The organism is Bacillota bacterium, from assembly GCA_024653485.1.
Lineage (GTDB): Bacteria > Bacillota > SHA-98 > UBA4971 > UBA4971 > UBA6256.
In genome coordinates this window covers 1-13,831 of the sequence record JANLFY010000014.1, presented here as the reverse complement: position 1 = coordinate 13,831, position 13,831 = coordinate 1, and the positions used below count along the sequence as shown (strand labels likewise).

The window sequence follows — 13,831 nt, the reverse complement described above, 5'->3', positions numbered from 1 at the left end:
ACCTCCGGCCAGTCAGCCCCCGAGGACCCTTATCTCCGGCTCGAGCACCACCGCGAACTTGTCGTACACGGCCTGCCGGACCATCTCCATCAGGGACAGCACGTCCCGTGCGGTGGCGCTGCCTGTGTTCACTATGAAGTTAGCGTGGAGGGTGGAGACCTCGGCACCTCCTACGCGCGTGCCCTTGAGTCCAGCTGCGTCGATGAGTCGCCCGGCGCCGCCCCCCGATGGGTTCTTGAAAACGCATCCCGCGCTCGGAAGGGAAAGAGGTTGTTTGCGAGACCGTTCCTCGAGGTACTCCTCCATGCGTCTGAGGATCGCCCGGGGGTCATCCTCGTTGAGAAGGAAATCCGCTTCTACCAGGATGAGCGGTTCCTGGAGCAGCTTCGTGGTCTTTACTCCGGCAGCGAGGTCGTCGCGCTCGATTCTCATGCGCTTTCCCTCGTAGGTCAGAGCGGTGACCGTTCGCACCACCTGGCACATGCTGCGCCCGTACGCGGCGGCGTTCATCGCGACGGCGCCCCCAACTGTGCCGGGAATGCCGCTGGCGAACTCGAGCCCTGCAAGGCCCCAGGCCGCCAGCTTTCGGCAGAGAACGGGAAGATGGACCCCGGCGCCGCTTGCCACCACATTTCGATCGTCTCGCGAAACATCGTCGAGCGCGCCCGCAAGCTTGATCACGACCCCCCTTACCCCCTCATCCGCGACAAGGAGGTTCGTTCCTGCTCCGATCACATAGAACGGTACCTGAACCTCGGCGATGGCCTGCAAGAGCACGATTAGATCCTCCGTGTCCGCCGGCACCACGAGGACGTCCGCGGGTCCTCCGATGTGAAACGAGGTGTGTCGCCACATGGGTTCATTCGCGCGCACGTCACCTCTGACGATCTGTCTGAGACGCAATGCCAGGCTCGTTCCTATCAAGCGTTCCTCATCCTTCTCACAAGTTCTCTTGCAACGGAATCCACGTCCCCGGCACCCATGGTCACAACGAGGTCGCCGGGCCGCACCTCTGAGAGGAGCCATGACACTATCTCAGGCAAGGTGCCCACGAACTCCACAAGCCGACCGGCAGGACCTTCACGCGCCCTGACAGCCTCGGCCAGTCTCTCACCGCTCACGCCGGGAATGGGTTCCTCGCCCGTCCCCCGATGGTATATCTCCGTGATTATCACGATGTCCGCCGAAGAGAAGCACCTCGCGAACTCGTCGAAGAGAAACTTCGTCCTCGTGAACCGCTGAGGCTGAAACACGGCGATGAGCCGCCCACTGTGGCTCTCCCTCAACGCTTCCAATGTCGTCCTGATCTCCGTGGGGTGGTGAGCGTAGTCGTCGACTACCGTGACGCCCCCCACCTTTCCCACGATCTCCTGGCGCCTCCTCGCACCCTTGAATCTAGCGAGCCCCCGCATTATCGCCTCGAATGGCACCCCGAGTTCGAGGCCCACGGCAACGGAGGCGAGGGCATTAGCTATGTTATGTCGCCCCGGCACCTCGAGTTCCAGATGGCCAAGGCGTCGTCCGCGGTGGATCACGCCGAACCGGTGGCCGCGCCCCACCGGAACCGGATCCGCGCACGACAGCTCCCCGGCGCGCAGCCCGTATAAGGTCTTTCTGCACCTCAAGCGCTTCTCCACGGCCATGACGCGGCCGTCATCGGCCGAGAGGACGGCAAGACCGTCCTCGGGAACATGCGACAAGAACTCGAGGAAGGCGCGATCGATGGCGTCGGAGGTGCCGTAATGGTCGAGGTGATCGTCGTCGATGTTGGTCACAACCGCTATCTTCGGCCACAGCTTGAGAAACGAGCCGTAAGCCTCGTCCGCTTCCGCGACGACGATGTTGCTCCTACCAAACCTCCCTCCTCCGGGGACCGCGTCCACTTCTTCTCCGAGAATGCAGGTAGGGTCGAGGCCGGCCTCGATAAGGATGGTGGCGATCATAGACGACGTCGTGGTCTTGCCATGAGTCCCGGAAACAGCTATGCCAAGCCTTGGGTTCAGCAGCTCCGCCAACGCCTCAGCGCGGGTCAGGATCGGTATTCCCAGGCGCTTGGCCGCGAGGATCTCTTCGTTGTCCGCTGGGACGGCCGCACTCACAACCGCACAGGAAGCCCCCTCGACGAGGGCCGCGCAGTGGCCCACGTGAACGTCCGCACCCGCCGAGCGTAGTGCGCGCGCTCGGGGTGAGTCAGCCGCGTCGCTGCCGCTCACCTCGCGACCCGTCTCCAGGAGAACCCTGGCAAGCGAGCTCATCCCGTGACCCCCGATCCCCACGAAATGGACTCTACCCTGTAGTTTCATGTGCTTTCCCCTTCCCACACGAACTCCACGAGGCTCGGGACAAGCCCAGACGAGATCGGAGGCTCATCCAGCGTCGCAGGCACGGGGGTACTCTGCGCTGCGGTTTCAGGCACTTTACGTATAATCGTATTCCACATCCCGTGAGCCTGACACTGTCGCCCTTCGCATCTGCGCCTGGAGTTCACCCTCACGCCAAACGCGAGCACATGCCTAGGGGCAGTCCGCGGCACGCCCTGCTTGTCCAAGTCATTTCTCCTCACCGCTGACACCATCCATCCAGCCGCATGAGCCGCGCCGCTTCCGGGCCGCCTCTTGCGGCCGCCCCTTTGCCCAACCCGCCTCTCACCTCGTCCGTGGAGCTTGGGTCCGCGGCCCATGCCGCCGCGACGCCAAGGTCCCTGCAAGGTCCGCCAAGTCATCGGCAGCGCGAGGCCGTCCGAGGCCGCGAGACTTGCGCGACATCCCTTCCAACTTCGCCCTGTCGCGGAGTAGAGCCTCCACGGTATCCCGAAGGAAGTCCCCCGTGAGCTCGCTCTGGAGTATCACCACGGCAGCCCCTGCGGACTCCAAAGCCCGCGCGTTCTTCTCCTGATGGCCTTCGGCTGCCCCCGGGAACGGAACCAACACCGCGGGAAGACCTCTCGCTGTGATCTCAGCGATCGATATGGCGCCCGCGCGGCTCACGACCAAGTCAGCGCAGGCCATGGCCATGTGCATTTCGTAGAGGTACGGCTCCACGACGAGGCGCGAGGTCTTTCCTCGCCCCACTCCTCTCCTCTCGAGCTCCTCCAACACCCACTCGTGATCGCGTCTGCCTGTTTGGTGGATCACCTGAAGGTCGCGGTTGCGCGCGAGGAGGTCGGGCACCGCCGCCACCATGGCCTCGTTTATGGCCCTTGCCCCCTGACTCCCTCCGAACACAAGCAACGTGGGGCGGTCAGGGTCGAGCCCCATCGCCCGAGCACCTTCCTGCCTGTCGGCGGTGATGATGGCTTTCCTCACGGGGTTGCCCGTCACCACGATCCCCGACTTTCTCGCAAGGCACCGAGCGGACTCATGGTACGTCACCGCGACAGCGCTCGCGATCCGCGAGAGCATCCTCGTTGTGAGACCCGGCAGAGCGTTCTGTTCGTGAATCAGCGTGGGAATCCCGAGCATCCATGCGGCAAGGACCACGGGGCCTGATACGTACCCACCGGTCCCCACCACCACGTCTGGTCTCTCCCGAAGCAATATCTGTATTGACTGGGCGAGGCCTTTGAACGCCCCTAGCGCCGTCAAGACCAAGCCCGGTGAAAGCCTCCGGTGGAGGCCCGCCACTTCTATGGTGTGGAAAACGAACCCTTCCTTCGGCACGATATCGGCCTCGAGTCCCCTGCGGGTGCCCACGAAGATCACCTTTGCCGCAGGATCCCTTTCCAGCAACGCCCTGGCGACCGTTATGGCCGGGTATACGTGTCCCCCAGTGCCGCCTCCGGCGAAAAGCGCTTTCATGACTCTCACCTGGTCGACGAGTATTTGGAGATATTGAGCAACACTCCGATCGCGGCCAACGTCGTTACCAGGGAAGACCCGCCGAAACTGATGAGCGGAAGGGTGATTCCCGTGATCGGCAGCGTCCCGGATACCACGCCGATGTTCACGGCCGCCTGAAACACGATCATCGTAGTGATGCCCACCGCGAGCAGGCTTCCGAACGGGTCCGGGGCCCCGATCGCCACGCGCAGGCCCCGCCAAGCCAGAAGGAAGTACAGCACCACGACGGCCGTCGCGCCCACGAACCCCAACTCCTCGCCGATAATGGCGAATATGAAGTCCGTGTGCTGCATGGGCAAATACAGGAACTTCTGGCGGCTCCGCCCCAGCCCTACCCCGAATATCCCCCCGGAGCCGAGAGCAAGGAGGGACTGGATGATGTGGAAGCCGGATCCCAGCGGATCGTCCCACGGATGTAGAAACGCCAGGAACCTGCGGACCCTGTACGGGGCGGCCATCGCCACCGCCACCAGCGCGGGGATCCCCATGGCGCCAAGTGCCGCCAGGTGCGACACGCTTGCTCCCGATGCGAACAACATGAGCACGGTGATGCCCACTATGGTGCCACCCGTCCCCAGGTCAGGCTCCAACATGATGAGCCCGAACACGACGCTCAAGACCACCAGAGGAGTGAGCAGTCCTTGCACAAACCTGTGCATCCTCGCGGAGCGGTCGGAAAGGAAACTCGCCATGAAGAACACCATGACTATCTTCGCCACCTCGGAAGGCTGGAACGTAAGCGACCCAACTCCAAGCCACCTCCGAGATCCTCTGATCATCACGCCCACTCCGGGGATGAGCACGGCAACCAAGAGGACGAGGCTGAGGACGAGAGCCGGCCAGGCCAGCCCCTTCCATACGTGATAGTCGATCTCCATCGCTACGCACATCGCCACGAGGCCTACTGTAGCCCAGGCAAGCTGACGTTTGATGAAATAGTACGAGTCGCGGAATATCTCATACGCGCTGACCGAGCTCGCGCTGAAGACCATCACCACTCCCAGGCTCAGAAGGGCGAGCGTGATGAGGAAGATCATGACGTCAGGCGAATGCTTCTCGCGAGGCTTCCAACGCGTTGGCACGCTTCTCATTCCCATCGCGGATGCGACGACCCTCCTCTCTTGATCGGAGAGGTCACTTCCCGTCAGCGCCACGTCCGCCGTCCTTGCACGGAGGACCCTGCCACGTCTGCGATCGCCGCCGCGACAGCCGTCCTCGCGGGCGCGCCGGCTGTAGGCGGCTCTCGCGCTCGCGCTCACGCTAACAGCCGCAGTCGCGCTCGCCGCCCCGCAGGCCCTCCACCCGCCCTCCGCTACTCCAGACCCCGTAAGCACAACATCCCGAGAACCGCGAACACGAGGCCGAGTATCCAGAACCTCGTAACCACCTTCGGCTCCTGCCACCCCATCAACTCGAAGTGATGGTGGAGAGGGCTCATCCGGAACAGGCGTCTGCCGCCGGTGAGCCGAAAGTACGTCACCTGGATCATAACGGAGAGAGTCTCCACAACGAAAACGCCGCCTACGACAGCGAGGAGGAGCTCTGTCTTCGTGAGTATGGCAAGACAGCCCAACGCCGCCCCAAGCGCGAGGGACCCTGTGTCCCCCATGATAACCTGCGCTGGGTGACAATTGAACCAGGCGAACCCGACGCACGCGCCAGCGAGGGCGAAAGCAAAAACCGCGACGTCGGCGGACCCTCTGTCCATCGCGGCGACACCGTACGTGACGGCCGCTACAGCCACTGTGCCAGAGGCAAGGCCATCGAGGCCGTCTGTAAGGTTCACCGCGTTTGAGGCGCTCACGACGATGAAGGCCGCGAAAGCCACGTATCCGAGTCCCAGGTCGATCTCCTCGACAAGGAAGGGAACGCTCACCGTCGTGCCGAGCTCGGGTCTGGACGCAACGAACAGACCGAGCAGGACCGCAAGGACGATCTGGGCTGCCAGCTTGTATCTCGCCCTGAGTCCCAGGGACCTCTTGGCCACCACTATGATGAAATCATCGGCGAGACCAATGGCTCCGAATCCCAGCGTGATGAACAAGGCCCATGCGGATCCCAACGTCCGCGGAGCAAAGAGGAGGGTGGCCACGGCAACTCCCAGGAGTATCATTATCCCGCCCATGGTCGGCGTGCCAGCCTTTGCGAGATGAGTCGCCGGGCCGTTCGATCTGACCGATTGGCCGAACCTCATCCTTCGCAGAATCCTTATGGACGTCGGTCCTATCGCAAGCACCGTCCCGAGTGCCACAAGGGCCGCGTATATCTCACGACTCACGGAACCCGCCCCCATTACCTCCCATTAGTGCGGTCACGATCTGCTCCATCTTCATGAGCCTCGACCCTTTGACGAGGATCACGTCGCCTGGTCTAGCGAGGCTCTCAAGGGCCGCGATCGCCTCATCGCCCGTGCCGCACGTGATCACGTCGCGCGCTCCCTTGCCGAGCCGCATGGCCTCGTCTCCGGCGAGCCGTGCAAGGTCGCCCACCGTCACCAACACGTCGCAACCATGGGCCACGGCGACCCGTCCGAGTTCCCTGTGGGCCTCCGTGGCGATCTCCCCCAGCTCCAGCATGTTGCCTAGAACAGCGATCTTTCTCCTGCCGCCGGCCACGTCTCGCAGAACGGCCAGGGCAGCCCTCATGGAGGCGGGGTTGGCATTGTACGTGTCGTCTATCACTGTGAAACCGCGCGCGCTCTCCAGCACCCCCGAGCGCCCGTGGGACGGTTTGAAGTGAGACAGCCCTTCGGCCACGGCGAACGAGTCCATCCCCATGACCAGAGCTCCCGCTCCAGCCGCAAGGGCGTTGTACACGTTGTGGACGCCTGGCAGAGGAACATGGACCCTGAATGATCTCTGGCCATACGACATGGTGAAGTTCGTTCCGTCCTCCCCCAGCACCTCGATGTCGGTCGCCCGCACGTCGGAGTCTTGCTCGACCCCGAAGAGCACTGCTTTCGCGCGGGTCCGACGCCTCATCGCGGCGGTGTGTCCGCAATCCGCGTTCAGCACCGCCGTGCCGTCAGCCCCTAGAGCCTCAACCAATTCGGCTTTGGCCAGTGCAACGTTTTCGATGGATCCGAGAAGCTCTATGTGACTGGGCCCCACGTTGGTCACGATTCCCACGTCCGGACGAGCGACTTCGGCGAGCTCTCGGATCTGTCCCTTCCCTCTCATCCCAAGCTCCAGAACGCATATCTCGTGTCGAGCTTCCAACGAAAGGAGCGTCAACGGTACACCAACTTCGTTGTTGAAGTTGCCCTCGGTCCTCGCCGACCGCATGCGCTCCGCGAAGATGCTGTGGGCCATGTCTTTCGTCGTGGTCTTGCCGGTGCTTCCCGTGACCGCCACAACGGGGATTCCCAGGCGGCACCTGTGATACCTGGCGAGCCGCTGAAGGGCTTTGAGCGTATCGTCGACGAAAATCACCGGAACCGATCTTGCAAGTCCTGCGACCTTAGCGGATGACGACGCCACGACGCCCTTTGCCCCTCTCCTGACCGCCTCGGCAGCGAAGTCGTGGCCATCGAAAGTGGAACCCACCAGGGCGAAGAATAGCTCTCCCCCCGTGACCTTGCGTGAGTCGGTGCTCACCCCATCGAACACGGCGGCACCCCTCGTTTGCGTGGCCTCCAGCCCTCCGGGTCCCGTGGTCGTGTCAGCGGCCTCGAAGTGTCCGCCTGTCGCGACTATGACCTCTTCCAGGCTAAACCTCGGCACTCGCCATTCTCTCCCTGAGACAGTCTCTCGCGATCTCGCGGTCGTCGAAGTGGATGGCACGGTCGCGGAATATCTGGTACGTCTCGTGGCCCTTTCCCGCTATGACGACCACATCCCCCTCCTTCGCCCGGAAGAGCGCCCTTCTGATGGCGTCCGCACGGCCGACGATCACCTCGTACCCCTCCAGAGGGCGGCGCACTCTGAGCACACCGTCCTCGATCTCCCGGCATATCGACTCGGGGTCCTCCGACCGCGGGTTATCCGAGGTTATTATCACGTGGTTCGCGAGCCTGGCCGCGATCTCTCCCATGATCGGCCTCTTGGTTCTGTCGCGGTCACCGCCGCATCCGAACACCACCGTCATCTCGCCCATCGCAAGACCTCGCGCTGCTCTCAGCACGTTCTCGAGGCTGTCCGGCGTGTGGGCGAAGTCCACGATCACGACGAACGGCTGACCTTCATCCACCGTCTCAAAGCGACCCGGCACTCCGACCACGCTCTCAACCCCGGACTTCGCCTCTTCGGGGCTGGCGCCCGCAGCCACGCCGCACGCAATGGCTGCAAGGGCATTGTAGACGTTAAACACACCGCTCAACTTGAGCCGCACGTCCGCCCGACCCTTGGGAGTGTTTACGGTGAACGACGCCCCTTGTTTCAGAAGCCGCACGTCCTCCGCCCGGACGTCGGCCGCGCTCGAGATGCCATACGTCATCACGTGGGCACGAGTCCTCGAGATGATATGCCTTGCGTGTGCCTGGTCGAGGTTGATGACGGCTGTTCGGGTGATCCCCTTCGGCGAAGGCCCGCGGTCGAGCGCCTCGAAGAAGGACGTCTTGGCCGCCAAGTAGCTCTCAAACGTCCCGTGGAAGTCGAGATGGTCGTGGCCGATGTTCGTGAACACCCCTATGTCGAAATCCACGCCGAGCACGCGGCCCTGCACCACCGCGTGGGATGACACCTCCATCGCCGCAGCTCTCTGTCCTCGCTTTCGCATCTCGGCGAGAATGCGTTGTACATCGAGGGATTCGGGGGTAGTGTGTTTGGACTCGATCACCTCATCGCCGACCACGTGTCCGATGGTTCCGATTATCCCGCACCACTTGCCGGACGCGTCAAGCACGTGCTTCACGAGATGAGTCGTCGTGGTCTTTCCCTTGGTGCCGGTCACCCCCACGCACACCATGGAGCGCGACGGGTCGCCGTAGAAAGCCTGAGCCACGCGGGCAAGGGCCTCGCGTGAGTCCCGCACCCTGACGGCCGCCACGCCTTCAGCCACTGTCACATCCTTCTCGACGACAAGCGCCACTGCTCCGCGCCTCACAGCTTCCTCGGCGAAGTCATGGCCGTCGTGTCTCTCGCCCCTAATACAAACGAACAGGTACCCGGGTTCGACCGCTCGCGAGTCATAGGCAACCCCGCGCACGAGAACGCCCATGTCGCCCGTGGACGCCTCTACACCCACCTGTTTCAGCAGATCCCTCAATTGCAGCACTTGCTCACTTGCCCTCCCGACGGCCACCGCAGCCCGCACCGACGCGCCCATCTTCGGCGCATCCGTGCATCCGTGCCCGAAGGCCATGCCCGCGGCCTCGTTGTGGCTGCGAACGATCATACATCGGTTGTGACCGTTGCGCCAATACCATTATGTCTCCTGCAATTGGCTGTTATGACATGCCAGTACTAAGGTTCCCTGGGGTTACCTATTTGTCGGTCCTGCGTCGACGCAAACCTCACGACCACTATAGAGCCTCTCGGAATCCGCGTTCCCGGCTTCGGGTCCTGCCACACGGCGCTTCCTGTGCCCTCAGCCTGAAGCCTGAGGCCGACCGCGCTGAGAAGGTGCGCAGCGTCTTTCATGGTCCTGCCAGCAAGGTTCGGGACCTCGGCCTCCTCGTCCACTTCATTATAGAGTTCACTCATCTCCAAGTAAAGCACGACAGTGGTGCCTCGGGGCACGCGAGCCCCAGGCCTCGGCGTCTGATCGCGAACCATGCCGCCAGACCCCTTCGTCCGCGCCTGGAGTCCGAAACTAGATGTGAGCAGATTCGTGGCCTCAGCACAAGTCCGCCCCACAAGGTCCGGCACGGCGACGAGGTCCGATTGGCGCGCTCCTCCCGCCCCTCCACCTGAATCGCCGTCCGTCACCGGCGACGTTGGCGGCACTTCCATGTACCTGAGCGCGTCGCGGACGATCGCCTGGAACGTCGGCGCGGCGAGCACACCTCCGTAGCTTATCCCCACGTTCGGCTCGTCCCACACCACGAGCACCGATATCTTGGGATCCTCCACGGGCGCGAACCCGAGGAATGAAGCCACCCGTTTCTCACCGTACCTTCCCCCCTCGGGCTTCTCCGCGGTCCCCGTCTTTCCCGCGACGCGGTACCCGGGTATCCTCGCTCTGTAGCCTGAGCCGTTGACCACCACGGATTCGAGGATGAGCGAGAGCTCCTTGGCGGTCTCCTTGCTGATTACTTGACGAAGGGGCTCGGGCGCAAACTCTGCGACGAGACTGCCGTCCGGAGCCACGACTCTCGACGCGAGATGCGGCCTCATCAGGGTGCCGCCGTTGGCTATCGCGTTGAGAGCGGAGAGCAGCTGCACCGGAGTGACGGAGACGCCCTGACCGAACGAGATGTTGGCTATCTCCACGAGTCCGACGTTCTTCTCCGGCTGAAGGAGGCCGCTCGCTTCTCCGGGGAAGTCGATCCCGAGTGGGCTGCCGAATCCAAACGCCCGAATGTACTTGTAGAACCGCTCCGGGCCCAGACGCATCCCGAGGGTGGCGAAGACGACGTTGCACGAGTTCTCCGTTGCCTCGGTGAATGTCTGGCTTCCGTGGCCGCCGGCAAGCCAGCACCTGACGTACCGGTCCTCGACGCGAATGAACCCGGGGTCGAAGAACGTGTCGGAGGGCTTCACGAGGCCCTCCTCCATGGCCGCCGCGGCCGTGACTATCTTGAACGTCGACCCCGGCTCATAAACGTCGGACACGACGATGTTCCGCCGGAACGCCTCAGGGTATTCGTAGTAGCGATTGGGATCGTACGTGGGCCGGGCGGCCATCGCCAGCACGGCGCCGCTCTTGGGATCCATCGCGAGGATCATGCCGCGCTTTGCCCGGGTCTCGGTCATCCCGCGATCGAGCTCGCGTTCGACTATGTACTGAATGACCTCGTCAATGGTGAGGTACAGGTCGTTTCCGTCGACTGGCGGGATGAACTTGCTCACGCCCCCAGGGATCTCTTTCCCCGTCGCATCGCGCTCCGAGACGATCTGGCCACGCGTGCCACGAAGATGCGAGTCGTACTGGACCTCCAGGCCTTCCAGCCCCTGGTTGTCGATGCCGGCGATCCCAAGGATGTGCGCAGCTAACCTATCTTTGGGGTAGAACCTCTGTCCTCGCTCGGTGAAGCCAATGCCGGGGAGATTGAGCTTCCTAATGGCTGCGGCCTTGTCAGGGTCCACCCTGCGGTCTATCCAGACTGTCGCGGACTTCTGTGTGAGCTTGTTGCGGATGGATACAGGGTCTTGTTCCAAGATGCGTGCGAGGGTCTCCGCAGTCCCGGCCGGGTCCTCCACCTCCACGGGAACGGCGTAGATGGAGTCGGCGCTCACGCTCACCGCGAGCTCGCGCCCGTTTCGGTCCCGGATCGTGCCTCTCCTCGCGTCCACGGGCACGGGGTAGAGCCGCTGGTCGAGAGCAAGCTTGCGGAAACGGTCCCCCTGAACGACCTGGAGCCACGAAAGGCGCAACGTGAGGAGGAGGCTGACAGCCCCCCACATAATAAAAAGCCAGGCTACCCTCTTCTTGATGGTCACGCCCGAGTACACTGACACAGACCCTACCTCGCCTTACCTTGACCTGCGCCCTGCTCCCTTGCCCGGGCCTCCCCAACGAGCCCGACCGAGCGGACCTCGTCCCCGCTCTCAACGTGCGGTGTCGGGCCTGTTGGCCGCATCCAGGAGCCCGAAGAGCGTGCCCGGGTCCTATCTTGCCGCCACTCGCACCCTCGGGTGATCCTGGATAGGCACGTCGTAGAACCAGCGTGCAACGAAGGGAGATACCAGGCCTATCAGGGCGTCGCCTGCCCGAGTGGCGAAGCTTCTCCCCAACCGGGACGGCGCAAGCGCAGGAGCGTTCTCCGCGCCTGCAGGAGCAGTCCGGTCAGGTTCGCCCGGCGCGAGGACCACGAACTCGGCGGAGGTGGGATCCACCATGCCCAGGCGCGCTCTCGCGGCTTCCTCGACTCTCTCCAGCGATTGGAGGTTCGCGACGGCGAGGCTCAGTCTGTCGTATTCGGTTTGCGCCGAGGCCAGTGCCTCCTCCAGCCTGCTGAGCGCGTACCCGCACTTCACGACCTTGGCGCGCAGGCCGAGACTGCCGAGGAGAAGCCCCGTAACGACCGCTGCTGCGATCATGAACCTTCCCAGGTTGGCCTTCCTCGGGTAGGTCGTCTTCGTTACGAGAGCCCCGTCCACGACGTCAGCGCCAAGACGCCGGACTGCGGCCCGCCGCCTGATGGACCGCGGTCTCGCGCCGCTTCTCTCGTTGTCCCTCCGTTGCTGCGCCGCGGACCTGGCTTCGGCCAGTACCATACTCTATTCCCCCTCCAACGCCCTTAGAACCTCTGCGCCGCCCGCAGTCTGGCGCTGCGCGACCGCGGGTTTGCCGTGAGCTCCTCGTCGCACGGAGTCAGGGCACGTACCGTGATCGTGCGAAGGCAGTTCCTGCTTTCGGAGAACTTCCGTTTCACCATGCGGTCCTCCAGGGAGTGAAACGCTATGACCACTATCCTTCCTCCCGGCCCCACGACATCCACGGCTTGGTCGAGGCCCCGCGAAAGGCTTCGAAGTTCGTCGTTCACCGCGATACGCAAGGCCTGGAAACTCCTTTTCGCAGGATGGGGACCGGATCTCCTGGCCCCTGCGGGTATGGCCTGCTTGATCACGTCCACAAGCTCAGCTGTCGTGGTGATGGGACCGCGCTTCCTCCTGTCTACGATGAAGCGGGCGATCCTAGACGCCCATCGTTCCTCTCCGTATTCACGCAAGATCCTCGCGAGCGCTTCGGCTGAAAGCCCGTTGACCAGATCGTATGCCGAAAGGCCCTCACCGGGGTTCATCCGCATGTCGAGGGGGCCGTCGCTCATGTACGAGAAGCCCCGCCTTGCGTCGTCAAACTGGTGGCTCGCTACCCCAAGGTCAAAGAGGACCCCATCCACCCGCGTTATCCCGAGACCCGCAAGGATGACGGCAAGATCCGCGTAGCTTCCCTGCACCAGCTTGAATGCTCCTGGGAAACGCCCCAGCATTCGGCCGGCGCACTCTATCGCTTCCGGATCCTTGTCTATGCCCACGAGGAATGCGCCCGGCCCTGCGTGTTCGAGCACGGCCGCGGCATGGCCTCCGCCGCCCACCGTGCAGTCGACGTATGTCCCCCTCGGCCTGGGTCGCAGCATCCACAGAACCTCGTCCCTCATGACCGGGACATGATACGGTCTAGGCGCGTCCGCTTCCTTCAGGCTTTCTGGATTCATTCTCGAGCCGCACCACCGGAGATCAGCTTCTCGGCTATCTCCTCATAGGATTCCTCCGCCCTGGAGGAGTACTCGAGCCACACCTCCCGACTCCACACCTCCACGCGGCTCATCACTCCGATGATCACCACATCCTTGGTGATCCCAGCGTATTCGCGCAGGTACTGAGGGATGTTTATGCGCCCTTGTCTATCGAGCTCGCACTCGCACGCCCCTGCGAAGAACAACCTGCTGTACGCCCTCGCGTCGCGCATCGTGAGAGGAAGCGATGCGAGCTGAGCCTGTTGGGCCCGCCACTCCATCTCGGGGAAGAGAAACAGACATTTGTCAAGGCCCTTGGTGGCATAAAAACGCTGCCCGAGGCCGTCCCTGAACCTCGCGGGGATCGCAAGGCGGCCTTTGTCATCCACAGCGTGATCATAGGTTCCGATGAAGGTTGGGGGCGCTGCTTCCACCACTTCTCCCCACTTTTCCCCACATTGGTAACATCTCTCTTCTATAGCGACGCGGGAATTCCTCCTCGTCAGAGTGACTTTTTTTGCGAGACGACGGCATTTGGTCCCTTCGCCAGAGCACCATCGCGCCCGGGTACCACCGGGCAAGAGCAGGGTAAGTCAAGGCAAGCTGCCGCGCCAATGCCAAACGCCGGCAGGGTTCGGCAAACGATGAAAGCCATAGCCCCGGGTTCGACAGTGACAGGGCACACAGAGGGGGTTTTCGGGATCGGGGATCT

11 protein-coding genes are annotated in these 13,831 nt (G+C 63.2%); all 11 read right to left on the bottom strand.

From position 1 onward, the window contains the following. Positions 1–12: 12 nt before the first annotated feature. The 11 genes from murB to mraZ all read right to left on the bottom strand — a co-directional run bounded on the left by murB (position 13) and on the right by mraZ (position 13,553). Positions 13–924, bottom strand: a complete 912-nt coding sequence (gene murB / locus NUW12_10535) for a UDP-N-acetylmuramate dehydrogenase (protein MCR4403188.1) — start codon at positions 922–924, stop codon at positions 13–15. Beyond that, positions 921–2,303 (bottom strand): UDP-N-acetylmuramate--L-alanine ligase, encoded by a 1,383-nt coding sequence (gene murC, locus NUW12_10530; GenBank protein MCR4403187.1) that lies wholly within the window; start codon positions 2,301–2,303, stop codon positions 921–923. The genes murB and murC overlap by 4 nt, the downstream gene beginning before the upstream one ends. Positions 2,304–2,645: 342 nt before the next feature. Further along, complete coding sequence (gene murG, locus NUW12_10525) at positions 2,646–3,797, bottom strand: undecaprenyldiphospho-muramoylpentapeptide beta-N-acetylglucosaminyltransferase (protein ID MCR4403186.1); 1,152 nt, start codon at positions 3,795–3,797, stop codon at positions 2,646–2,648. Positions 3,798–3,802: 5 nt separating this feature from the next. Next, positions 3,803–4,876, bottom strand: a complete 1,074-nt coding sequence (spoVE, locus tag NUW12_10520) for a stage V sporulation protein E (protein ID MCR4403185.1) — start codon at positions 4,874–4,876, stop codon at positions 3,803–3,805. A gap of 275 nt (positions 4,877–5,151) precedes the next feature. Beyond that, a complete protein-coding gene (mraY, locus tag NUW12_10515; GenBank protein MCR4403184.1) occupies positions 5,152–6,117 on the bottom strand; it encodes a phospho-N-acetylmuramoyl-pentapeptide-transferase in 966 nt (321 codons plus the stop codon). Then, positions 6,107–7,561, bottom strand: a complete 1,455-nt coding sequence (locus NUW12_10510) for a UDP-N-acetylmuramoyl-tripeptide--D-alanyl-D-alanine ligase (protein ID MCR4403183.1) — start codon at positions 7,559–7,561, stop codon at positions 6,107–6,109. The genes mraY and NUW12_10510 overlap by 11 nt, the downstream gene beginning before the upstream one ends. Then, positions 7,548–9,140: a UDP-N-acetylmuramoyl-L-alanyl-D-glutamate--2,6-diaminopimelate ligase gene (locus tag NUW12_10505; GenBank protein MCR4403182.1), complete on the bottom strand. Its 1,593-nt coding sequence runs from the start codon at positions 9,138–9,140 to the stop codon at positions 7,548–7,550. The genes NUW12_10510 and NUW12_10505 overlap by 14 nt, the downstream gene beginning before the upstream one ends. Positions 9,141–9,241: 101 nt before the next feature. After that, positions 9,242–11,398, bottom strand: a complete 2,157-nt coding sequence (locus NUW12_10500; protein MCR4403181.1) for a stage V sporulation protein D — start codon at positions 11,396–11,398, stop codon at positions 9,242–9,244. 150 nt (positions 11,399–11,548) lie between these two features. Then, positions 11,549–12,157 carry a hypothetical protein gene (locus NUW12_10495; GenBank protein MCR4403180.1) on the bottom strand — a complete coding sequence of 203 codons (609 nt, stop codon included), beginning with the start codon at positions 12,155–12,157 and terminating at the stop codon, positions 11,549–11,551. A 23-nt stretch (positions 12,158–12,180) separates the two neighbouring features. Beyond that, entirely contained in the window at positions 12,181–13,098 is a 918-nt protein-coding gene (gene rsmH, locus NUW12_10490; protein ID MCR4403179.1) for a 16S rRNA (cytosine(1402)-N(4))-methyltransferase RsmH, read from the bottom strand. After that, positions 13,095–13,553, bottom strand: a complete 459-nt coding sequence (gene mraZ, locus NUW12_10485) for a division/cell wall cluster transcriptional repressor MraZ (GenBank protein ID MCR4403178.1) — start codon at positions 13,551–13,553, stop codon at positions 13,095–13,097. Before mraZ ends, rsmH begins: the two co-directional genes overlap by 4 nt. Between the last annotated feature and the right edge of the window lie 278 nt (positions 13,554–13,831).

Coding starts and splice junctions, on each gene's coding strand:
- spoVE (MCR4403185.1), bottom strand. CDS start 4,876: ATGATCTTCCTCATCACGCTCGCCCTTCTGAGCCTGGGAGTGGTGATG.
- NUW12_10495 (MCR4403180.1), bottom strand. CDS start 12,157: ATGGTACTGGCCGAAGCCAGGTCCGCGGCGCAGCAACGGAGGGACAAC.
- murC (MCR4403187.1), bottom strand. CDS start 2,303: ATGAAACTACAGGGTAGAGTCCATTTCGTGGGGATCGGGGGTCACGGG.
- murG (MCR4403186.1), bottom strand. CDS start 3,797: ATGAAAGCGCTTTTCGCCGGAGGCGGCACTGGGGGACACGTATACCCG.
- NUW12_10505 (MCR4403182.1), bottom strand. CDS start 9,140: ATGGCCTTCGGGCACGGATGCACGGATGCGCCGAAGATGGGCGCGTCG.
- rsmH (MCR4403179.1), bottom strand. CDS start 13,098: ATGAATCCAGAAAGCCTGAAGGAAGCGGACGCGCCTAGACCGTATCAT.